Raw genomic sequence first — 22,471 nt, forward strand, 5'->3', positions numbered from 1 at the left:
TTATAAAAAGATTAGAGCCTAAATCAATAACCAAGTTGCAGTGCCTAAAAAGGCAAATATACCAACAATATCAGTTACTGTGGTTAGTACCACACTGCCTGCCAGTGCTGGATCTATTTTCATTTTTTTAAGTAATAGTGGGATACTAGCACCCGCAATACCTGCTGCAACTAAATTCATAAACATAGCAAACGCTAAAACACCACCGAGTTTGAAATCCCATTGCCAAAGCGCAACGACACCGGCAATTAGGATAGACCAAACCATACCGTTAATCGCGCCGATAGCGAGTTCTTTTAATAATAAAAAACGTTGGTTAGTTTGGTTGATATGGCCCACCGCGATACCGCGAATAACCAAAGTTAAGGTTTGGCTGCCTGCAACCCCACCCATTGACGGGACAATGCCATTGAGCACAGCAAGAATTGGTAATATAGCTAAGGTGTTTTCAAAAAAGCTCGCCACAATTGCAGCCAGCAATGCAGTTAGTAAGTTTACACCTAGCCAAATTGAGCGCTTTTTAGAGCTTTTTAAGACCGGCGCAAAGGTATCTTCTTCATCATCAAGACCCGCTAAGCTTAATAAGCTATGCTCTGCATCTTCACGGATAACATCAACGATATCATCTATAGTAATACGACCAAGCAAATGCGCGTTGTCATCGACAACTGGTGCCGATATCCAGTTATGTCGTTCAAATAGTTGCGCTACTTCGCTTTCATCCATTGAAATAGGAATAGATTCACACTCTTCATCCATTAAATCCTGAACAATTTTTTCAGGGGGATTAGTTAATAAAGTGCTCAGCGATAAGGCGCCTAAAAAACAGTTATGTTTATCTACAACGTATAAGTCATCGGTGCCCTCTGGCAGTTCACCGCGTAAGCGAATATAACGTAGTACAACATCTAGAGTTACATCAGGGCGAATAGTTACGGTATCGATATTCATCAAGGCGCCAGCAGAGCGCTCTTGGTAAGATAGAGCTTGTGTTGCACGCTCCCTATCTTGAATATCCATAGCACTAACAACGTCTTTATATACGGTGTCTGGTAGGCTACGTAGTACTTCCCCTAAATCATCATGGCCCATGTCTTCTGTTGCAGCAGCAATGTGCTCAGGTGCCATTTGCGCAATAATACCCAAGCGTACGTCTTCAGAGAGCTCTTCAAGTACATCACCCTGTACATCAGGATCAACCAGTTGCCAGAGCATGCGACGAATTTTATGGGGAGATGATTCTAAAAGAAGTGCGGTATCACAAGGTGCCGTTTTTGCCAGCATGCGCCTAACTTGAACAAATTGACCACTATTTAGTGACTTAGTCACCTGTTTTAGTTGTTGTAGTGGAATATCTTGTTCTAAAGCTTCAGGCATTGGCGTCCTTAATTAAATTTTATTACACGATGATGGGGTATCGCTTTATCTTACTTTATATCAGTAAACTACCTCAACCACTATTAACCTTAGCTTATAAGCAGGATTACTCTTGCTCATTAAATCGTTGGTCAATGAGCTCACCTATTGCATTAAGTGCAGGTTCTGCGTCAGGGCCCTCACATACTACCTTAACTTCTTTGCCTTGACTGCTTTCGAGTAACATAAGTGCTAATACACTGTCGCCAGCGGCTTGTTTATCATCTTGAAATAACGTGATTGAGGCATCAAATTGCACAGAAAGCTGTGCCAGCACCGTAGCCGCTCTGGCATGCAGGCCTAACTTGTTTTTTATTAAAAATGTGTTTTCTAACCGCATTAATATTCTCTCAAGCTTTATTCTTGTTCTCGATGGCGAATTTTTACATTAGGATGACTCATTGCAAAGCTTTCACCTATAGTTTGCGCTAAATAAACTGAGCGGTGTTGCCCTCCGGTACAGCCAATAGCTATGGTCAAATAGCTGCGGTTATTTCTTTCTAAATGAGGCAGCCATGTTTGCACGAATGTTTGAATTTGCCATGTAAATTTTTGTACTATGCTGTGGCTGGCTAGGTAGTCTTTTACTGGTTGATCTAACCCTGTGAGTGGCTTAAGTTCAGGCTCCCAATGCGGGTTTGGTAAAAAGCGAGCGTCAAATACATAATCTGCTTCTTTGGGTATACCGTGCTTAAAACCAAATGACTCAAAGGTAATGATCAGTTGTTTGTCTTTTTTACCGAGTATTTTTTCACGAATAGATTCAGCCAGCTGATGCACACTTAAATCCGTAGTATCAATCATATAATCGGCACGGTTAATGAGTACATCAAGGAGTTGTTTTTCTTTTTTTATTGCTAAATCAAGTGGCAGTGAGTCAATCGAAAGAGGATGAAGACGCCGTGTTTCTGAAAAGCGTTTAATTAAGGTTTGATCGTCACTGTCTAAATAAAACACCGTTGGCTTAGTAAAACCAGGTAAATATTCAATGATTTCATTAAACTGTTGCTGCTCTTTAGGTAAATTACGCACATCAACACTTACGGCTATTTTGTTGTAGCTGTCGGAAACACTACGAACAAGAGATGGCAATAAATTTAAAGGAATATTATCTACACAATAATAACCTAAATCCTCAACAACACGCAGCGCAACAGATTTACCAGAACCTGAGCGACCACTTATAATTATTAATTCCATTTATCACCCTTAATTGTTACTACGGTTGACTTACAATTACTTGATACAGCTCATTGTCGGATTTTGCCGCTCGTAATTGCTTACAAAATTCTTTATCGTTGAGCTTTTCTGCTATAGTGGCTAAGGTTTTTAAATGCTGCTTATTGTCACCATCAGGTACAATTAAGGCAACAAAAATATCGACCGGTCTGTTATCTATCGCATCAAAATTAATAGCCGTTTCGCTCACTAATATAAGTGCAAGAGGCTCTTGTACACCACTCATACGACCATGTGGAATTGCAATTCCTCGACCTATACCTGTACTCCCTAGTTTTTCTCTGGCGGTTAACGCGTTAAGAATATCTTGTTGTGTTAAATAGGGCAGTTTATTGTGAGCCAATTCACTGATAAATTCTAAAATTCTTTTTTTACTATTAAAAAGGACCGCAGCTTTACTGCAGTCCTGACAGATAAGTGAGCTTAATTTCATAGTGTTAGTGTCGAGCAAGTTTCTCTTTGTGTTTAATTACTTGACGATCTAGCTTGTCAATCAGCGAGTCTATAGCGGCATACATATCTTGGTGTTCAGTAGAAGCAAAAATCTCAGCGCCACTAACATGAACGGTTGCTTCGGCTTTTTGGTTTAGTTTTTCTACATCGAGAATAACGTGCACATTCGTTATGTGATCAGTGTGCCTCTGTAACTTCGAAAATTTACTATTTACGTAGTCTCTAAGCGAGTCGGTAATATCTACATGGCGACCAGTTAAATTCAGTTGCATAAACATTTTCCTCTTTGTTGTACGCCTTAAATCAAACTTTTACGTTGATTAGACGGGGGAATAGCTAGAGATTCGCGATACTTTGCAATAGTTCTCCTTGCTACTTTAATTCCTTGCTCAGCCAATATATCTGCAATTTTACTATCACTCAATGGTTTAGCTGAGTTTTCTGCAGCGATTAATTTTTTAATTAATGCGCGTATTGCTGTAGATGAACATTCGCCACCATTTTCAGTGCTTACATGGCTTGAAAAGAAATATTTAAGCTCAAAAATACCGCGTGGTGTGTGCATGTATTTTTGCGTAGTAACACGTGAAATAGTCGATTCGTGCATTTCTACCATTTCGGCCACGTCATTAAGTACCATAGGCTTCATCGCCTCAGGACCATGTTCAAAAAAGGCCTGTTGTTGCTGCACAATACAGTTAGTTACTTTAAGCAGTGTGTCGTTTCTACTTTCTAAGCTTTTTATAAACCATTTAGCTTCTTGTAAGTGTGAGCGAATAAACTGGCTATCGCCGCTTGATTTAACCGTACGCGACATAGCTGCATATTGGCTGTTTACCCTAATTTTAGGCATACTATCTGGGTTTAGTTCAACCACCCAACGGCCTTTTACTTTTTTAACCGACACATCAGGAATAACGTACTCAGACTCTTCTCTAACAATAGTGTCAGCGGGTTTTGGACTCAGCGTGTGAATTAACGTCATGACCTCTTTAAGCTCATCTTCTTTAAGCTTAGTTTTTTTCATTAATGTGCGATAATCACGCGCAGCCAGTAAGTCAATGTGATCAGTTAAGATCATTTTTGTTTCGCTTAAAAAAGGCGTGTCTTGATCAAACTGATTCAATTGAATACACAAACACTCTTGTAAACTACGCGCGGCTATTCCTACCGGATCAAATAACTGAATACGCTTTAATACGGCTTCTATTTCATCAAGTTCAACTTCATCTTCTATGTCGTTTTCTTGATTAAAACTTTCTAATATTTCTTCACAGCTAAGGGTTAAAATACCAGAATCGTCCACGGCTTCTACGATTGCAATCGCGATGGCTTCATCAGTAGGGCTAAACGGTGTCAGTTGCAATTGCCACATTAAATATTCATGTAGCGTTTCAGTTGAAGAGCCTTGATAAATTGATTCATCTTCAGGCATTGGTCCTGATGAAGAGGCCGGTGCTGCGCTCATGTATTCATCCCATGTAACATCCATTGCCATATCATCGCTAATGGTGTCTTTGGTCATGGCTTCGCCGCTATCTTGCTCATATTCGCTAGGTTTTTCATCAGCTGAAGCACTTAGCGTTGATTCATCGGTATCGGCTTTTTGTTCGTTTTTACCCGCAGCATCTTCACTGTAATCTTGTTCTTCAACTTCAAGCAAGGGATTACTATCGAGTGCTTCTTGAATTTCTTGCTGGAGATCCAATGTACTGAGCTGCAATAAGCGAATTGCTTGTTGCAACTGTGGAGTCATTGTAAGTTGCTGGCCCATGCGCAGCTGTAATGATTGCCTCATTTATCTCTAACAATCCTTTTAAATTAGTATGATTAATCTTAGCAGATGCTTAGTGGAATAACACACATATTAGAGCTTGAACTGCTCGCCCAAATAAACATCGCGTACTGTTTTATCGTTTAATACATATTCTGGAGTGCCTGATGCAATTAACTCCCCATGAGAAACTATGTAGGCTTTTTCACAAACATCAAGTGTTTCGCGGACGTTGTGATCTGTGATCAATACGCCAATTCCTCGGTTTTTAAGGTGCTCTATAATCTTTTTAATATCTAATACAGAGATAGGATCAACCCCTGCAAAGGGTTCGTCTAGTAGTATAAATTTAGGATTTGCTGCTAATGCTCGCGCAATTTCAACACGGCGACGCTCACCACCTGACAGAGCCATACCTTGGCTGTCACGAATATGCTGAATACTAAATTCATCAAGTAAATTATTTAAGGTATCTTCACGTTGTTGCTTATTGAGCCCTTTACGTGTTTCTAATATAGCCATTAAGTTTTGATAAACCGTCAGCTTTCTAAAAATAGATGATTCTTGTGGTAAATATCCTATCCCTAGGCGAGCTCGACTGTGCATTGGTAATAAAGTGATATCTTGATCATCGATTGATATTTTACCTTTATCGCTAGGTACAAGGCCTACAATCATGTAAAAGGTCGTAGTTTTACCTGCGCCATTGGGGCCAAGTAAGCCGACAATGCTGCCAGCTTCAACTTCTAGGCCAACGTTTTTCACCACTTCACGGCCTTTATAGCTTTTTGCTAGTAGCTCTGCTTTTAATGTGCTCATGGTTGGCCTTTATCGTCTTCTTTTTTGTTTTCAACAGGCACTAAAATAGTGTGTACACGGTCTGTTGAGTTTTCGTCTTTTTCTGCGCTAATTAACTGCTGCTCTATATCGTAGGTGATACTTTTAGCAGTTATTTTTTGACCTGCTTGAGCAATACTGGCATCGCCGATTAAGGTTAAAAAACGTTGCGAAACATCGTAACGCACTTCATTCGCACTGGCACTCATGATGGTGCCATCTGCTTGTGTTTCTTCAAAATATGCAGGGCTGCCTGTGGCAATTAATAATTGCTTGTTATCGCCTAAGTCATCGCGTTTATGCACTTCTAAACGGTCAGCTGTGATACGGCGATTACCATGAATAATTTCAACATTTTTCTCAAAAATGCCCACGTTTTCTTTTAATTGACCTTCCTGCCTGTCAGCACTAATTGAGATTTGATTAGCCGCAGGGGCTTCAGTGGTTTCCTCTGCATGGCTATGAAATGCAATCAGTAATGAAGGAACAATTAGAATTTTAAATAGGTTATTGGTCATAATATAGGGTTCGCGTATGGTTAATAAGTTTAATCACTTCGGTTTTTAAATCGGCCTCAAGGCCTTTGCCTGTGATTTTTAAATTAGGTCCTGTAATAACGACAGGCTGCTCTGACTGCATAGTGAGTAGTTTTATATCTACATTGATGCTATCGGCTGTGATCGTATCGATCATGGCGTTATCGGCTAAATTTAGCGCTTTTACATTGCCCTCTAATACGAGTTGACGATCGTCGTAGAGGGTGGCCTCATCAGCGTTAATACGCCATGTTTGCTGCTCGTTGTATAACGTAAATATAGGTTTTTCAAAAAAGGTAAAACCAAGTTGTTGGTATAACTCCATTTTTACCGCAGTTACTTTGTGGCTTATTTTACCTTGCTCATTATAAGCGGTTTGTTTTAGCTCAATCGCAGTGTAATCAGGCTTAGCAATAGTTTGAGTTTGTTCATCCGCAATAATATCTACCTGAGAAAAATAAGGATACCAAAGCCAAACCATACAGCTTATGAATAAGATGCTCAGTATAATGCGAGCTACATTCATGAACTGGTTCCTTGGCTAGTAAGTGGCTTATTGTTTTCAAGCATCAGTAAATCTGTTAACTCTCTTACTGCGCCAAAGCCGCCTGGCAACTGAGTGACATAATGCGATAAACGTTTAATCAGTGGGTGGGCGTCGTTTACGGCTACTGCAAACCCGACTTTTTCCATCACTGGCATGTCAGGGCCATCGTCACCAATGTAAGCTATTTGCTCATCGCTGAGCGCTAATTTTTGTTTTAATTCTTGATAGGCAATGAGTTTGTCTTCTTGGCCTTGGTATATATGTTGTACGGTTAAATTGCTCATACGTTGTTGAACTATTTTTGAGTGACGACCTGTGATCACGGCAACTTCAAAACCACTATTAATAAGGGCTTTAATGCCAAACCCGTCTTTGGTATTAAAGGCTTTGAGCTCTTCACCTTGGTTGCCAAGATAAATGCGCCCATCAGAAAACACACCATCAATATCGCAAATTAATAATTTTATTTTTTTTGCGCGCGCTTTTGCATCATCACTTAACGGCTGATAAAGATCTTCAAACTGCATTTATAGCACCCCCGCTTTTAGTAAGTCTTGCATATTTAGTGCGCCAATGGGCTGATTATGCTCATTAATCACAATTAAACCATTAATACGTTTTTGTTCCATAATGTTCAGTGCTTCAGCCGCGAGTATGTCTTGTGTGGCTGTTGTACATGACTTTGTCATCACAACATTAATTTCTGTGCTGTGTATATCAATACGTTGCTCTAAAATACGGCGTAAATCACCATCGGTAAACAACCCCGATAATTGCTGATTACTATTTATAATAGCGGTCATGCCAAGCCCTTTGGCTGACATTTCAATTAAGGCGTCTTTAATGGTTTGCGTTTCATTAATAATAGGCGTGTGAATACCGCTGTGCATTACATCTTTTAAGGTTAAGAGTAAGCGTTTGCCTAAACTGCCACCTGGATGCGACAGTGCAAAATCATCAGCGGTAAAACCACGGGCTTCTAATAATGCTACCGCCATAGCATCGCCCATAGCGAGTGTTGCTGTGGTACTTGCTGTTGGCGCTAAGCCTAATGAGCAGGCTTCTTGTTCAACTTTAATACACACATGCACATTTGCCAATGTTGCCATGGTTGACGTTTCGTTGCCTGTCATAGCAATCATTTTTGCGCCAATGCGTTTTAATACCGGAATAATATTAAGCACTTCACTGGTTTCGCCAGAGTTAGATATAAGCATAACCACATCATTTGATGTAATCATACCTAAATCGCCATGACTCGCTTCACCAGGATGTACAAAAAATGCGGGGCTACCAGTACTCGCTAAAGTGGCTGCTATTTTATTACCGATATGGCCCGACTTACCCATGCCAATAACAATAATACGGCCTGAGCAGTCGTACATTAATTGGCACGCTTGATCAAAGCTTTCATTAACGTATTGTGCGATATCGCTGAGTGCTTGACGTTCTATATCAAGGACGCGCAAGCCTTGTTGAATAAAATTTAGCGTTGCCATGGATCACCCTACTTGACTAAAAATATAACCTTGGTAAATCATAAATGCGACGATGAGTACGCCACCTTCTAGTCTATTGATACGTCTTTGACCTCTAAAGTTCAATGACATAGCAATAAGTGCCAAGGTTGCACCGATCATAATTAAAACATCACGGTTAGCTACTGATGCGTCAATAACTGATGGGTTAATTAATCCTGCCAGCGGTAACACCGCGAGAATATTAAAAATATTTGAGCCAACAATGTTACCCAGTGCTAGATCATCTTCATTTTTAAGAACACCCGCAATGGAAGCTGCAAGTTCAGGTAAGCTGGTGCCTATGGCTATTATGGTTAAACCAATTACTAAGTCGCTTAAGCCAAAATATTTTGCAATATCAACGGCTGAGCCAACTAAAAAGTGTGAGCTAACAGGAAGTAAAATCATTCCGATGACTAACCAAAAAACGGCTTTTTTGGTTGGGACATTATCAGGTACTTCATCACAGGCTTCGCTAACAAAGGGATCGTCTTGGTTTTTTGCTCGCAGTGATACAAAAATAAGTCCACCAATAAAAACAACAAAACCAAAGAGTAAGGCTGCGCCTTCAAAAAACGAAAAGTAGTTATCTGAAAAAATATACCAAGTAGCGATAGACACCAATAATACCAGTGGAATTTCTCGTTTTAATGTACTTGAAGAGACTGAAAGCGGTCTTAAAAGCGCTGTAATACCTAATACTAATAATATGTTAGTGATGTTTGAACCAACTGCATTACCTACGGCTGTATCGGTTTTATTTGCCAAAGCAGCCGAAGCGGATACCATCATTTCAGGGGCCGATGAGCCCATAGCTACCACGGTTAAACCTACAATTAATGTTGGTACGCCAAAGTTTTTAGCCAGTGCCGCCGCACCATAAACAAACCTGTCCGCACTCCATACGAGAGCCGCAAAACCGAGAATTAAAATGACAAACGAGGTAACCATTGTGATAAGCCAGTTAGTGTAAATTCAGATAGCGCGAATAGTAACAAAAGCCACCATAAAAGTATAAGTAAAAGAGTAAGCTGTAATACATTAGGCGGTTATTAAAATAATTATTTAATGGGTTAACTTGCTTGTTTAAGCATCGGTTAAGTCAATTTGTCGCAGTCTTATAGCTGTTTTTACGTGGCTATTACAAAATCTTACGAATTGTTTTTTCCATCTTGACCAAAAAACCCTTAAAATAGAAATATGAGAGAATATTGTTATGGAGAGCGACTTGTCGCAATCAATAGTAGAAGTAAAGGATGTTACCTTTTCTAGAGGCGATAGGGTCATATACAAAAATATGAGCTTTGATGTCCCAGAAGGTAAAATTACTGCCATTATGGGGCCAAGCGGAATTGGCAAAACCACGATGCTGCGCTTAATTGGTGGCCAGCTCAAACCCGACTCCGGTGATATTTTATTTAAAAAAGACAGCATAGTCGCCATGTCCCGTAAAGAGCTCTACGCGGCACGTAAACGTATGAGTATGTTATTTCAAAGCGGTGCTTTATTTACCGATATGTCGGTATTCGACAATATCGCATTTCCTATCCGCGAGCATACACAACTCAGTGAAGACTTAATCCGTTTAGTGGTTTTAATGAAACTACAAGCAGTTGGCTTACGTGGTGCTAAAGATTTAATGCCTTCAGAGTTATCTGGTGGTATGGCACGTCGCGCAGCCTTGGCTCGCTCTATAGCGCTTGATCCTGAGCTAATTATGTATGATGAGCCTTTTGCAGGACAAGATCCCATTTCAATGGGAGTGTTGGTTAAGCTTATTAAATCTTTAAATGAAGTACTTGGTTTATCTTCTTTAATTGTTACGCACGATGTGAGTGAAGTAATGAGCATTGCCGACCACGTTATTATTATTGCCGATCAAGGTGTGATTGGTAGCGGCACGCCAGATGAGATGCGTCAGCACGAATCACCACTTGTGCAACAATTTTTAAAAGGATTATCAGATGGGCCTGTACCATTTCATTATCCAGCACAAACCTATGCAGATGAACTGTTAGGAGAGTCGCAGTAATGTTGGATTTACTACAAAAAATAGGCCATAAAACGCTGGGTCGATTTGCAGCACTCGGGCGTTCAACGCAAATGTTGGCAAGTGCATTATGGCATTTACCCAATTTAAAAAAAGGTACGCCTCTGCTGGTGCGCCAACTCTACATGGTTGGATCACAGTCATTATTGATCATTGTGGTGTCGGGATTATTTATCGGCATGGTTTTAGCGCTGCAAGGTTATACCGTTTTAGTTGATTATGGTGCAGAAGATAGCCTAGGCCCGTTAGTAGCGCTTAGCTTGTTACGTGAGCTTGGACCGGTAGTTACTGCGTTATTATTTGCAGGCAGAGCAGGCAGTGCGTTAACCGCTGAAATCGGCTTAATGAAAGCCACCGAGCAGTTATCGTCGCTAGAGATGATGGCTATTGACCCGCTTAGACGTATTATTGCGCCGCGATTTTGGGCTGGCTTAATTAGTATGCCGTTACTGGCATTAATTTTTTCAGCGGTCGCTATTATTGGTGCTCACTTGGTGGGTGTTGATTGGCTAGGTGTTGATACCGGAAGCTTTTGGTCAATAATGCAAGCTCAGGTGTCGTTTGAAAAAGATATACTAAACGGTTTAATTAAAAGTATCGTATTTGCGATTGTTGTCACTTGGATTGCACTTTATAAAGGGTATGACTGTGTTCCTACATCAGAAGGGATCAGCAAGGCAACAACAGAAACAGTGGTGCATTCATCACTGGCGGTATTAGGTTTTGACTTTATTTTGACAGCGGTAATGTTTACTAGCTAATAGGGTATTAAATAATGAATTCACGGAAATTAGAAATTTTAGTTGGTTTTTTTGTCGCGCTGGGTATCTTGGCATTTTCAATGCTAGCGCTTAAAGTGGCCAATTCAGGTATTAGCGGCTCAGGTGAAACCTACACATTAAACGCCAAGTTTGAAAATATAGGCTCATTAAAAACTCGCGCGCCTATTAAAGTAGGGGGAGTTGTTATTGGTCGTGTCGAGTCAATTTATGTACACCCGCAAGAGTTTTTACCTGTGGTGAACATGAGTATTGATGCGCAGTATTTATGTCGTTTTTCAGATACCAGCTCTATCTCAATTTTAACCTCGGGTATTTTAGGTGAGCAATATTTAGGTATTAACCCTGTGATCGCTTCAGATTCAGCTAAACAACGTTGTTTAGGCGAAGATGTTGCAAACAGTGCACAAGACCAAGCTATTGATGATTTATTTGGGGTGCAAAGCAAAGCATTAGCAAGTGGCGATTCAATTACTGATACCAAATCGGCATTGGTACTTGAAGAATTAATTGGCCAGTTCTTATTCAACCAAGGTAGTGAGTAATTATTATGTTGAAAACATTTTTAGTAAGTATTGCGCTAGTAAGTTTAATGCTATTACAAAGCGTGCAAGCAGCAGAAGTAAAATTAACTGATCCTAATAAAATGGTACGCCAAGTTGCTGACAATACCTTTGCACGAATTACCCAAGATCAACCATTAATAGTAAAAGATAAAGAACATTTACGTGTTATTGTTGAAGAAGAGTTAATGCCGTACATCGACTACAAATATGCGGCACTAAGAGTGTTAGGTAGCGAAGTGTCTAAGGTACGCGCAATTACCGACAAGGCAGAAAAAGCAAAAGCAATTGAAGATATTCAGCGTTTTATTGGTGCATTTAGAGAGTACTTAGTTGCCACCTATGCCGGTGTATTTACCCAATACACTAACCAACAAGTTGAATTTGCTGCCGAGCAACCTTTTAAAGGTAAAGACGTGGTGGTGGTAAAAACCAAAATTGTTGAAGCGGGTAAACCTGATATAAAAATTGATTTTAAAGTACGTGAAGACCGAAGCGGTGAGTGGCGCGCTTACGACATGATTGCTGAAGGTATTAGTTTACTTGATGCAAAACAAAGTGAACTTCAGGGTATTTTACGCCAACAAGGTATTGACCATGTTAGCGGCCTATTAGAGCAAAAAAGTAAGCTGCCGGTTCAGTTTAGAGGCAGCGATACAAATGAGTAAATTGGCAATCAGCCAAGTTGATGAGCAGCATTTACGAGTTACTGGTGAATTGACTCATAACTCAATTGGCAATGAACGGCTTCTGAACACTAAGCGACAAACTAAGCATAAAACCCTTTATTTTGACCTAACTGAGGTCACAAGGGTTGACACAGCCGGCTTAGCTTGGTTAATTCACTCTTTTACAGAATTTAAGCAGCAAGGCATTCGCCTTGAATTGCAAAACCCACCTGAACAACTGCAAAACCTTATGCAGTTGGGTCAGGTTACAACCCTATTTGAGTGAGAGTTATGGAAACGAGTCAAGTCGAAACATTATTACGCGACGAACTTCAGTTAGCTGAAGTACATGTAAAAGCCAATGGCAGTCATTATGAAGTAATTGCAGTTGGTGAATGCTTTGACGGATTAAGTCGTGTTAAAAAGCAACAGTTAGTGTATGGCCCATTAATGAATACTATTTCAGATGGTACCATTCATGCTGTTTCTATCCGCGCTTTTACTCCGACTGAGTGGAAACGTGAGCAAAAATTCATTTTACCGCAATAAATAAGGCCCCTTAGATGGATCAATTTGTAATTCAAGGTGGCACTTCGCTGGCTGGTGAAGTAACTATTTCTGGCGCTAAAAATGCGGCACTTCCTATTTTATTTGCAGCCTTATTGCCCGAGGGTAAAAGTACCTTTACTAATGTACCGCGCCTTCGCGATATTATTACTACAGAAGCTTTATTAAAAACCTTAGGCGCTGATGTTCAGTGGCAAGGTGATTCACTGATTATTGATGGTGCAACGGTAAATAGTACGTTAGCGCCTTATGAATTAGTAAAGCAAATGCGCGCATCAGTGCTCGCACTTGGCCCTTTAGTCGCTCGCTTTGGTGAGGCACAAGTATCCTTGCCAGGTGGCTGTGCTATTGGTGCACGCCCAGTTGATATTCATATTCAAGGTTTAGAGCGCATGGGCGCGCAAATAACGGTGGAAAATGGTTATATTAATGCCAAAGTAGATGGACGCTTAAAAGGCGCTGAAATTTTCATGGAAATGATCAGTGTCGGTGCTACCGAAAACTTACTCATGGCGGCAACGCTTGCAGATGGCAAAACTGTTTTAGAAAATGCAGCGCGCGAGCCTGAAATCATCGACTTAGCTAATTGCTTAATTGCAATGGGCGCTAAAATTACCGGTGCAGGCTCTAGCCGTATTGAGATTGAAGGGGTTGAGCGTTTATCGGGTTGTGAACACCGCATATTACCGGATCGTATTGAAACCGGCACTTTTTTAGTGGCCGCCGCGATGGCCGGTGGTGAAGTACTATGTAAAATGACCGACTTTCATTCACTTGAGCCGGTAATAGAAAAGTTACGTGCAACCAATGCGTTACTAGAAGTGCATGATGACAGTATTTATCTTGATATGCGTGGCCGAGAGCTTAAAGCGGTTAATATTAAAACTATGCCGCATCCAGGTTTTCCAACCGACATGCAAGCTCAATTTACCGCTTTAAATGTAGTAGCTAATGGCAGTGCGACCATTACCGAAACTATTTTTGAAAATCGTTTTATGCATGTACCTGAGCTACAGCGTATGGGCGCTAATATTCGTCTTGAAGGCAATACAGCTTTTTGTGGTGAAACACAAAGCTTATCGGGTGCGCAGGTTATGGCAACCGATTTACGAGCATCAGCAAGCCTTATTTTAACGGGAATTGTGGCTCAAGGTGAAACGGTTGTTGACCGTATTTATCATGTAGATAGAGGCTATCAGCGTATTGAAGATAAACTCAGTGCGCTAGGTGCTAACATTAAACGCAAAAGCAATTAATTAGTCTAATACATAAAAAACGCGATGACCTATCGCGTTTTTTTATGTCTAATGCCAAAGTATAAATAAGCGCTTTATAGTTTGGTTTCAAGCTCCGCAACCGTCACCATTATTTTTTCTATTTCACCATTACGGTATAGCTCAAACTCAATTTCTTTACCTGGCTCGGTCCCACCTATTTTTTTCAATACATTTTGTGGATTAGCCACAGAAAGTCCGGCAATTTTAATCACAATGTCTTGTTCTTCAATGCCCGCTTGCCATGCTGGACCTAAAGGGTCTAAGTTGGTAATACGCATGCCTGCAACGGGCGTTAAGCTATCATTGACCTCTTTGCCTGTACTATCTACTGCGGTGCCTTCAAAGCCCAAATAGCCACGTACAACTCGTCCATGGCGAATAAGTTTACCCATAACTTCTTTAGCAAGGGTGTAAGGTACAGCAAAAAATATTCCCTGAATGTTTAAGTTCTCACGGGTTTTAAATTGGGCAGAAGTTATCCCCACTAAGTCGCCATTAGAATTTACCAGTGCCCCCCCTGAGTTGCCCACGTTAATGGCAGCATCCATTTGCAATAAATTATTGTAGGGGCTGTCAGTAATTTTTTGCTTACCGGTGGCGCTAATGATCCCCTGAGTAATTGTTTGCCCTAAATTTAATGGGTTGCCAATTGCTAACACCAAATCACCGACACTTGTGGTGTAGTTGTCATTAACAGGGATAACGGGGAGGTGGTTGGCATTTATTTTTAATAATGCTAAATCGGTAATGGTATCAAAACCAATAAGTTGCACATCAAAAAAGCGCCTACCATCGGTAAGAATGACCAGTATTTGATCGGCATTATTGATCACATGGTAGTTAGTTAATATATAGCCATCGGGTGACATGATCACGCCAGAACCGAGCTCTTGCACGGTATTTTGGCGCTTATAGCGTGGCTCTTTAGAAATACTCTCTGAAAAAATAGTGACAACCGATGGTGCCGCGCGTTTAACCGCATCCGAAAAGCTTAAATGGCTTGTGGTCATTGCGCTTGGCAGGGGAACATTAGGTAGTAATGCAGTACGCATGTTAGGGCTGAAAAAAACCACTAAAAAAGCAATGCCTAAACCGGCAAACAAAGGAGGAAGTACAAATTTTAGAAGTTTTAGCACGATATTCTTATTGTTAGTGAGCAATCCCTTTATGATGGCACAAAAAAAATAACAGCGGCAAGTGCCGCTGTTACTTTTATTGTATTATTACTGAATTAATACAAAGATAGACTCGCGTCCGCGTTTAACACCTAACACAATATTACCTTGAATATCGTCGATAATTTGGTTCATATCGCGAATGCTTTCTACCCGTTGACGGTTTACTTGCACAATAACATCGCCTTCTTCAAGGCCAACCCGTGCTGATGGTGAACGAGGATCGACAGAGGTTACCTCAATCCCTTTCATTTTGTTTTTCTTCACGTTTTCAAGTGTTGCACCTTGGAATGCTGGGTGTAACTCTTCACCTGCAGCGGTAATTCCTGATGCGCCATCTAGGGTAACTTCAACGTTTTTAACTTTACCGTCACGGTAAATTCCTAGCTGTACTTCACGGCCTTCACCTAAAGTGGCAATTTTGCTTCGCAGTTCATGGAAGCCACTAATTTCACTGCCATTAATGCTAATAATCACATCGCCTGCTTTAATACCGGCTTTGCTGGCAGCTGTATCATCGAGTACCTGCATAACGTAAGCACCTTGTTTAACATCAAGCTGCTGTGCTTTGGCAAGGCCTGCATCAAGAGGGCGGCCTGAAATACCTAGCGAGCCACGGCGTACTTCACCATGTTCTACAATTTGATCAACAAGGTTTTTCATCATGTTTGATGGAATAGCAAAACCAATCCCCACATTACCACCCGATGCACCTAAAATAGCGGTATTAATACCAATTAACTCACCGTTTAAATTAACTAAAGCGCCACCTGAGTTACCTTGGTTAATCGCGGCATCGGTTTGAATGAAATCTTCGTAACCTTCAATATTTAAACCACTACGACCTAATGCGCTAACAATACCAGAGGTAACTGTGTGGCTTAAACCAAAAGGATTACCAATTGCAACGGCAAAATCACCGACACGTAAGTCATCTGAGTTAGCAAGTTTTACAGCGGTTAATTCATCTGCGTCTATTTGTAGTAGCGCAATATCAGATTCTTTATCGCTGCCAATTTTTGTTGCCTCATATTCGCGGCCATCTTCGAGGGTAACCACCATTTTTTCGGCGTCTTGTACTACATGGTTGTTGGTAACCACATAGCCTTTATCGGCATCAATAATAACTCCAGAGCCTAAACCACTAAACTGTCGCTTTTGGCTACGTGGCTGCGGGTTGCCAAAAAAGAAATCGAGTGGGTCACCGCGTCGACGCACTTCTTTAGAGCCTGAAACCTGAATACTCACTACACCTGGCGTGATTTGCTCAAGCATAGGGGCAAGTGTTGGTAATTGTTGACCATTAACGGCAACCGGCAACTTAGCAAACGAGGCGGTTGGACTTAATAATAAGCTAGTAGATAAAATAGCAGCACTGATAAGTGATAATTTCATTTTCATAGTCAGGGTTTACTCCACTTAAAAAGCAAAAGGCTGCAATAAGCAGCCTCAAAAAAGTATATCAGTAAGATAAAACAACAAAGCTGTTATATCTAAAGACTATGGGGTCAAAAAAAAGTTCATCAAGATGCTTTAGAAGTATTCACATCACCTGCAAATAAACCTGATTTACCCGACACATAATCGGCTGGTTGAGCATCGGCGTTTGAGCGGTCTGAGCTACGTTCTTTTAATGACGCTTGTAACTGCTCTGTGGTTTCTTTAGAGAAAAACGGTTCAGCAGGAGCTTTATTTCTGTCTTCAAGTAACAGTTGATTGGTTTCTTCAACATGACTTAATAACTGATCGTAGTTTTCTTTCATTTTGTTTACTAACTTACCAGTACTTGCTAAATGGTCGGCTACATCTTGGCGATACTGCTCTAAAGTATGCTTAGCTTGCTCTGCTTGTTGCTCTAACTCATCTTGTTTAAATTGTTTTTTAGTGACAAAGGCACCAACGAAAAATGCAGCAATAGCAACCACTATCACTAAGCCTACCCATGTAAATGTACCCATAAATTCACCTCTTTGCGAAAATAACTAAAAATATTTAGTTCAATAATAATTCATACTAAGTCTAATATACCCTGAGTATTGATGCGTGTTAATATGCATTACAAATTAAACTGTGTTTTAACTGTAAATAGATATGACTCCTTGGCAAACATACCAGCAAGACCTTCAACGCGATGACTTTGTACATGACGCAGCACAAGAAAATGCAGTTCGTCATTTACAGCGTTTATACGACGATTTAACACAAGCAAAACCGCAATCTAAAGGTTTTTTTGCAAAGCTTTTTAATAAAGCTGAACCCGCACCTATAAAAGGATTGTACTTTTGGGGTGGCGTAGGCCGAGGTAAAACTTACCTAGTTGATACTTTTTACGAAGCTTTGCCTGGCGATAGAAAAATGCGAGTGCATTTTCACCGCTTTATGCACCGAGTGCACGATGAGCTTAAAAAATTAAACAACACAGCAAACCCTTTAGAAACAGTAGCAGATATTTTTAAAGCTGAGACTGACATTATCTGTTTTGATGAATTTTTTGTTCAAGACATTACCGATGCCATGTTACTCGGTGGTTTAATGGAAGCGCTATTCGCTCGCGGTATTGTGCTGGTTGCCACGTCAAATATTGTACCTGACGACTTATACCGCAATGGTTTACAGCGTGCCCGTTTTTTACCGGCTATTGCCTTAGTGAACAAGCATACTGAAATAGTTAATGTGGATTCAGGTGTTGATTACCGATTGCGAACTCTTGAACAAGCAGAAATTTTTCATAGCCCGCTTGATGAACAAGCAGATAAAAACCTATTCGAATATTTTGATAAGCTCTCGCCGGAAGTCGGTAAACTAGACACCCCAATCGAAATAGAAGGGCGAATGATCAAAACTCGTAAGGTGTCTGATTGCATCGTCATGTTTGAATTTAGCGAACTGTGTGAAACGGCCCGTAGCCAAGTTGATTACATGGAAATAAGCCGATTATATAACACGGTGATTTTATCTAACGTGAAACAGCTTGGGCAAAATAATGATGATGCAGCAAGGCGTTTTATTGCGTTGGTAGATGAATTTTATGAGCGTAATGTAACGTTAATTATCTCTGCAGAAAAACCCATTACCGAGCTGTATACACAAGGCAATTTAAACTTTGAATTTAAACGCTGTATTAGTCGTCTGCAAGAAATGCAATCGTTAGAGTATTTAGCCCGAGAGCATTTAGCTTAAAATACGAAGGTTAGAGTTAACGGGCTGCGAGCTTCGGGTCTCGAGCAAAACACCTAACTTCTAAATAAAAAAACCTTGCGATGTTAACCGCAAGGTTTTTTTATTTCTCGAACCTCGAACCTCGAACTTATCTCATGGTAACAAACTCTTCCGACCCCGTAGGGTGTAGTGCAACCACGGCATCAAAATCAGCCTTAGTCGCGCCCATTTTCATGGCGACTGCAAAGCCCTGAATCATTTCATCAACAGTAAAACCAATACCGTGTAAACCTACTACTTTTTCATCATCACCTGCACACACTAACATCATATTACAGGCTTGGCGGTGCTGAGTAACGGCAGTGTACATAGCTGCAAAGCTCGATTTATATACTTTTACATTTTCGCCGCCGTACTGAGAAATAGCTTCTTGCTCAGTTAAGCCAATTGTGCCGATAGGTGGATGGCTAAATACTACGGTTGGTACTAGGCTGTAGTCCATTTTTAAATCGTTCGGCAATTCTTTATTAAATAAACGCTCCGATAGAGTACGACCCGCTTTAACAGCAACCGGTGTAAGCTCAATACCATTTTCGATAATATCACCCACAGCGTATACATTTTCAGCTGTGGTGTTTTGGTATTCATCTACTTTTACATAACCGCTTTCGTTTACTTCTACGCCAGCTGCAGCAAGGTTAATTTTATCAGTTGTTGGCGTGCGGCCTATAGCCCAAATAACCTGATCAACATTTTCGCTGTAACCATTCTCAAAGTGAATTGTTAAGCTGCCATTAGCCTCTTTTACCACTTCTTTTGGCGAACACTCGGTATGTAGAGTAGGGCCTTCTTTAGCCATAATATCAACCAGTGTGTCGATAATGTATGGGTCGAAGGTGCGCAGCGGTTTGCTCTTACGAACAAATAAGTGAGTTTGTGTACCTAGGCTGTGCAAAACACCCGCAATTTCCACGGCAATATAACCGGCACCAACAACAGCAACACGTTTAGGTTGTTCGTTCAGCTCAAAAAAGCCGTTTGAATCAATACCGTGTTCAGCGCCTGGAATGTTAGGAATAGTAGGGCGTCCGCCTACGGCAACTAAAATATGATCAGCTGTATAGTGCTCGCCATTTACTTCAACGGTTTTACTATCAACAAACTTTGCAAAACCTTTGATCACAGTTACGCCATTTTTAGCTAAACCATTATCATAGCCTTTGTGAATACGGCCAATATAGGCTTCACGGCTTTCTACTAGCTTTGACCAGTCAAAGCCTTTAACTTCAACATCAAAACCGTAATCAGGAGCATAAAGATTAATTGCTTCAGCAACTTGAGCGCCATGCCACATTACTTTTTTAGGAACACACCCTACGTTTACGCAGGTGCCACCCATGTGTTTAGCTTCAATTAATGCTACTTTTGCGCCACGCATTGCTGCACGGTTAGCTGATGCAATACCACCACTACCGCCACCAATTGCAATGTAATCAAAATGCTGAGCCATGTTTAATCCTCTAAATATTAATTTAACTTTTCTGTGCCGATGATAGCATATGCGATGAGCAAGTCACTTGTTCGGGGCTGCTAAAATCTATCAAACATCCTTCATCAAACGAAAGATATGCTATTTCAGATCAAGCTGCTAGGTGATCATTTAAAGATACACACTCGTTAACTAGTAAAACAGGTTTCCCCTTGTATTTACGTATTTTGCCCCAACTTCATTTTTATATTTGCACAAACTGAGAATGACTATGAGCAATGCACAAACAAATCCCCTTATTGGGCTTGAAGGACTTCCTCCTTTTTCAAAAATAAAGCCTGAGCATGTAGTACCGGCATTAAAAAAAGGTATTGAGCACTGTCGCAGTGCAATTGATGATGTATTAGCAAAGCAATCATACACCTGGAATGATTTAGTATTACCCCTTGAAGAAGCTGACGATAAACTATCGCGATTGTTTTCACCGGTATCGCATTTGAACTCGGTGATGAACAACGATGAACTTCGCGAAGCTTATGAGCAGTGTTTACCGCTTATTTCTGAATATTCTACTTTTGTTGGCCAACACCAAGGCTTATATGAGGCTTACAGCGCGCTTTATAATAGCGATGAATTTAAAACACTCACTACCGCTCAGCAAAAAACCGTTACCAACGCATTGCGTGACTTTAAGCTTTCAGGCATTGCACTAAATCCTGAGCAGCAAAAACGCTACGGTGAAATTAGTGCGCGTTTATCAGAGCTTGCTTCAAAATTTGGTAATAATGTGATGGATGCCACGCTTGCATGGCATAAGCATATTACCGATGAAAGCCAGCTAGCGGGTTTACCAGAATCAGCACTGGCATTAGCGGCCGATACAGCAAAAAGTAAAGACTTAGAAGGCTGGGTATTCACTCTCGATTTCCCTTCTTACTTACCTATAATGACTTACGCAGACGACCGTGAACTTCGCAAAGAAACATACACCGCGTTTTCTACTCGTGCATCCGATCAAGGGCCAAATGCAGGAGAGTTTGATAACTCGGCGATAATGAGTGAAGAACTGGCACTGCGTCATGAGTTAGCACAGTTACTAGGCTTTAATAATTACGCCGAAAAATCGTTAGCTACAAAAATGGCAGAATCACCTGCACAGGTATTTTCATTTTTAGAAGATTTAGCCGCTAAATCTAAGCCACAAGCAGAGCAAGAGCTTAAAGAGTTGCAACAATATGCAGAGCAACAGCACGGTATTAGTGAACTACAGGCATGGGACTTTGGTTATTACAGCGAAAAGCTAAAGCAAGAAAAATACGCGATTTCAGATGAAGTATTACGCCCATACTTCCCTGCCGATAAAGTGCTTAGTGGTTTGTTTGAAACGGTTAACCGCTTATTTGGTATTACAGTTAAAGAGCAAAAAGACATCGATACTTACCATAAAGATGTGCGCTTTTTTGAAATTTACGATAGCAACAATACTTTACGTGGCCGTTTTTACTTAGATTTATACGCCCGTGACCACAAGCGTGGTGGTGCGTGGATGGATGACTGTATGGGTCGTAAAGTGCGTGCTAATGGTGAACTTCAAACACCAGTTGCTTACTTAGTGTGTAACTTTAATAAAGCGATTGGCGATAAGCCTGCTTTGTTTACCCATAATGAAGTAACCACACTGTTCCATGAGTTTGGTCACGGCATTCACCACATGTTAACTCAAGTAGATGCAGCGCCTGTTGCTGGTATTAATGGTGTGGCATGGGATGCCGTTGAATTGCCAAGTCAGTTTTTAGAAAACTGGTGTTACGAGGAAGAAGCTCTAAGCTTTATTTCAGGCCACTTCGAAACCGGTGAGCCATTACCAAAAGAGCTACTAGATAAACTATTGGCCGCTAAAAATTACAACTCAGGTATGCAAATGCTAAGACAACTTGAGTTCTCGTTATTCGATTTTAAAATTCACCATGACTACGTGGCAGACAAACCATGTAACATTCAAGCTGTACTTGATGATGTACGCAGTCGTACCTCAGTCATTAAGCCGCCAGCGTTTAACCGTTTTCAGCATGGCTTTAGTCATATTTTTGCGGGCGGTTATAGCGCGGGGTATTACTCGTATAAATGGGCTGAAGTACTTTCGGCAGACGCCTACTCTAAATTTGAGGAAGAGGGGATTTTTAATCCACAAACTGGCCAAGCGTTTATGCAGCACATTCTTGAAAAAGGCGGCAGCGAAGAGCCAATGGCACTGTTTAAAAACTTCCGTGGTCGTGAGCCAAGTGTAGATGCACTACTGCGCCACAGCGGCATCGCCGCTTAGGGTCTGTTGACCTTTGCGGATTAAAATATAATTACAAAAGCGCCCCAGAGGCGCTTTTTTATTGCCTAAAACACAGTGCTGTTAAAGAATATTTTGAAT

Annotated in this window: 25 protein-coding genes; 9 read left to right on the forward strand and 16 right to left on the reverse strand. The window is 40.8% G+C overall.

The features are described from left to right. Positions 1 to 18 precede the first annotated feature (18 nt). The 12 genes from mgtE to PUND_RS02015 all read right to left on the reverse strand — a co-directional run bounded on the left by mgtE (position 19) and on the right by PUND_RS02015 (position 9,273). Positions 19 to 1,377 carry a magnesium transporter gene (mgtE, locus tag PUND_RS01960; RefSeq protein ID WP_008115512.1) on the reverse strand — a complete coding sequence of 453 codons (1,359 nt, stop codon included), beginning with the start codon at positions 1,375 to 1,377 and terminating at the stop codon, positions 19 to 21. A 106-nt stretch (positions 1,378 to 1,483) separates the two neighbouring features. Then, the gene (locus tag PUND_RS01965; RefSeq protein ID WP_008115514.1) at positions 1,484 to 1,756 is read right to left on the reverse strand and encodes an HPr family phosphocarrier protein; all 273 of its coding nucleotides are present in this window, start codon (positions 1,754 to 1,756) and stop codon (positions 1,484 to 1,486) included. A gap of 17 nt (positions 1,757 to 1,773) precedes the next feature. Then, positions 1,774 to 2,616, reverse strand: a complete 843-nt coding sequence (rapZ, locus tag PUND_RS01970) for an RNase adapter RapZ (RefSeq protein WP_010390558.1) — start codon at positions 2,614 to 2,616, stop codon at positions 1,774 to 1,776. A 19-nt stretch (positions 2,617 to 2,635) separates the two neighbouring features. Beyond that, complete coding sequence (gene ptsN / locus PUND_RS01975; protein WP_010390560.1) at positions 2,636 to 3,088, reverse strand: PTS IIA-like nitrogen regulatory protein PtsN; 453 nt, start codon at positions 3,086 to 3,088, stop codon at positions 2,636 to 2,638. Between the two features lie 4 nt (positions 3,089 to 3,092). Beyond that, positions 3,093 to 3,380, reverse strand: coding sequence for a ribosome hibernation promoting factor (gene hpf / locus PUND_RS01980; protein ID WP_010390562.1), 288 nt, complete (start codon positions 3,378 to 3,380; stop codon positions 3,093 to 3,095). 26 nt (positions 3,381 to 3,406) lie between these two features. Then, positions 3,407 to 4,906, reverse strand: coding sequence for an RNA polymerase factor sigma-54 (locus PUND_RS01985; protein WP_010390564.1), 1,500 nt, complete (start codon positions 4,904 to 4,906; stop codon positions 3,407 to 3,409). 69 nt (positions 4,907 to 4,975) lie between these two features. Further along, entirely contained in the window at positions 4,976 to 5,701 is a 726-nt protein-coding gene (gene lptB, locus PUND_RS01990) for an LPS export ABC transporter ATP-binding protein (protein WP_010390565.1), read from the reverse strand. After that, the gene (gene lptA, locus PUND_RS01995) at positions 5,698 to 6,237 is read right to left on the reverse strand and encodes a lipopolysaccharide transport periplasmic protein LptA (RefSeq protein ID WP_010390566.1); all 540 of its coding nucleotides are present in this window, start codon (positions 6,235 to 6,237) and stop codon (positions 5,698 to 5,700) included. Before lptA ends, lptB begins: the two co-directional genes overlap by 4 nt. After that, positions 6,227 to 6,781, reverse strand: coding sequence for an LPS export ABC transporter periplasmic protein LptC (gene lptC, locus PUND_RS02000; RefSeq protein WP_010390567.1), 555 nt, complete (start codon positions 6,779 to 6,781; stop codon positions 6,227 to 6,229). Before lptC ends, lptA begins: the two co-directional genes overlap by 11 nt. Beyond that, positions 6,778 to 7,329: a 3-deoxy-manno-octulosonate-8-phosphatase KdsC gene (gene kdsC, locus PUND_RS02005; RefSeq protein ID WP_010390568.1), complete on the reverse strand. Its 552-nt coding sequence runs from the start codon at positions 7,327 to 7,329 to the stop codon at positions 6,778 to 6,780. The genes lptC and kdsC overlap by 4 nt, the downstream gene beginning before the upstream one ends. Then, on the reverse strand, positions 7,330 to 8,301 hold the full coding sequence (locus PUND_RS02010; protein ID WP_010390569.1) for a KpsF/GutQ family sugar-phosphate isomerase: 972 nt from the start codon (positions 8,299 to 8,301) through the stop codon (positions 7,330 to 7,332). 3 nt (positions 8,302 to 8,304) lie between these two features. Then, positions 8,305 to 9,273 carry a calcium/sodium antiporter gene (locus tag PUND_RS02015; RefSeq protein ID WP_010390570.1) on the reverse strand — a complete coding sequence of 323 codons (969 nt, stop codon included), beginning with the start codon at positions 9,271 to 9,273 and terminating at the stop codon, positions 8,305 to 8,307. A gap of 265 nt (positions 9,274 to 9,538) precedes the next feature. Here PUND_RS02015 and PUND_RS02020 point away from each other — a divergent pair, with 265 nt between their 5' ends. Genes PUND_RS02020 through murA form a run of 7 tightly spaced genes read left to right on the forward strand, consistent with a single transcriptional unit; the run spans position 9,539 to position 14,205 of the window. Then, entirely contained in the window at positions 9,539 to 10,354 is an 816-nt protein-coding gene (locus PUND_RS02020; protein WP_084601856.1) for an ATP-binding cassette domain-containing protein, read from the forward strand. Beyond that, on the forward strand, positions 10,354 to 11,133 hold the full coding sequence (gene mlaE / locus PUND_RS02025; protein WP_010390572.1) for a lipid asymmetry maintenance ABC transporter permease subunit MlaE: 780 nt from the start codon (positions 10,354 to 10,356) through the stop codon (positions 11,131 to 11,133). The genes PUND_RS02020 and mlaE overlap by 1 nt, the downstream gene beginning before the upstream one ends. A gap of 14 nt (positions 11,134 to 11,147) precedes the next feature. Then, positions 11,148 to 11,696: an outer membrane lipid asymmetry maintenance protein MlaD gene (gene mlaD, locus PUND_RS02030; protein ID WP_008115537.1), complete on the forward strand. Its 549-nt coding sequence runs from the start codon at positions 11,148 to 11,150 to the stop codon at positions 11,694 to 11,696. 5 nt (positions 11,697 to 11,701) lie between these two features. Continuing rightward, on the forward strand, positions 11,702 to 12,382 hold the full coding sequence (locus PUND_RS02035; RefSeq protein WP_010390574.1) for an MlaC/ttg2D family ABC transporter substrate-binding protein: 681 nt from the start codon (positions 11,702 to 11,704) through the stop codon (positions 12,380 to 12,382). Then, positions 12,375 to 12,668, forward strand: a complete 294-nt coding sequence (locus tag PUND_RS02040; protein ID WP_010390575.1) for an STAS domain-containing protein — start codon at positions 12,375 to 12,377, stop codon at positions 12,666 to 12,668. Before PUND_RS02035 ends, PUND_RS02040 begins: the two co-directional genes overlap by 8 nt. Positions 12,669 to 12,673: 5 nt before the next feature. Next, the gene (locus tag PUND_RS02045; RefSeq protein ID WP_007378312.1) at positions 12,674 to 12,931 is read left to right on the forward strand and encodes a BolA family protein; all 258 of its coding nucleotides are present in this window, start codon (positions 12,674 to 12,676) and stop codon (positions 12,929 to 12,931) included. A 14-nt stretch (positions 12,932 to 12,945) separates the two neighbouring features. Further along, a complete protein-coding gene (murA, locus tag PUND_RS02050) occupies positions 12,946 to 14,205 on the forward strand; it encodes a UDP-N-acetylglucosamine 1-carboxyvinyltransferase (protein WP_010390577.1) in 1,260 nt (419 codons plus the stop codon). 74 nt (positions 14,206 to 14,279) lie between these two features. On the opposite strand, the gene PUND_RS02055 is transcribed toward murA, so the two are convergent. The 3 genes from PUND_RS02055 to PUND_RS02065 all read right to left on the reverse strand — a co-directional run bounded on the left by PUND_RS02055 (position 14,280) and on the right by PUND_RS02065 (position 17,359). Then, positions 14,280 to 15,362: a trypsin-like peptidase domain-containing protein gene (locus PUND_RS02055; RefSeq protein ID WP_010390578.1), complete on the reverse strand. Its 1,083-nt coding sequence runs from the start codon at positions 15,360 to 15,362 to the stop codon at positions 14,280 to 14,282. 87 nt (positions 15,363 to 15,449) lie between these two features. Next, the gene (locus tag PUND_RS02060) at positions 15,450 to 16,802 is read right to left on the reverse strand and encodes a Do family serine endopeptidase (protein WP_010390579.1); all 1,353 of its coding nucleotides are present in this window, start codon (positions 16,800 to 16,802) and stop codon (positions 15,450 to 15,452) included. 122 nt (positions 16,803 to 16,924) lie between these two features. Beyond that, the gene (locus tag PUND_RS02065) at positions 16,925 to 17,359 is read right to left on the reverse strand and encodes a Z-ring associated ZapG family protein (protein ID WP_010390580.1); all 435 of its coding nucleotides are present in this window, start codon (positions 17,357 to 17,359) and stop codon (positions 16,925 to 16,927) included. 133 nt (positions 17,360 to 17,492) lie between these two features. Between PUND_RS02065 and zapE the strand changes: the two genes are divergently transcribed. Continuing rightward, positions 17,493 to 18,581: a cell division protein ZapE gene (gene zapE, locus PUND_RS02070; RefSeq protein ID WP_010390581.1), complete on the forward strand. Its 1,089-nt coding sequence runs from the start codon at positions 17,493 to 17,495 to the stop codon at positions 18,579 to 18,581. A 127-nt stretch (positions 18,582 to 18,708) separates the two neighbouring features. Here zapE and gorA read toward each other — a convergent pair whose 3' ends face one another. Then, positions 18,709 to 20,070: a glutathione-disulfide reductase gene (gorA, locus tag PUND_RS02075; protein ID WP_010390583.1), complete on the reverse strand. Its 1,362-nt coding sequence runs from the start codon at positions 20,068 to 20,070 to the stop codon at positions 18,709 to 18,711. A 250-nt stretch (positions 20,071 to 20,320) separates the two neighbouring features. On the opposite strand from gorA, the gene prlC reads away from it, so the two are divergent. Beyond that, the gene (prlC, locus tag PUND_RS02080; protein ID WP_010390585.1) at positions 20,321 to 22,372 is read left to right on the forward strand and encodes an oligopeptidase A; all 2,052 of its coding nucleotides are present in this window, start codon (positions 20,321 to 20,323) and stop codon (positions 22,370 to 22,372) included. Positions 22,373 to 22,471 lie beyond the last annotated feature (99 nt).

Origin of the sequence: Pseudoalteromonas undina, from assembly GCF_000238275.3 — a bacterium.
GTDB lineage: Bacteria > Pseudomonadota > Gammaproteobacteria > Enterobacterales > Alteromonadaceae > Pseudoalteromonas > Pseudoalteromonas undina.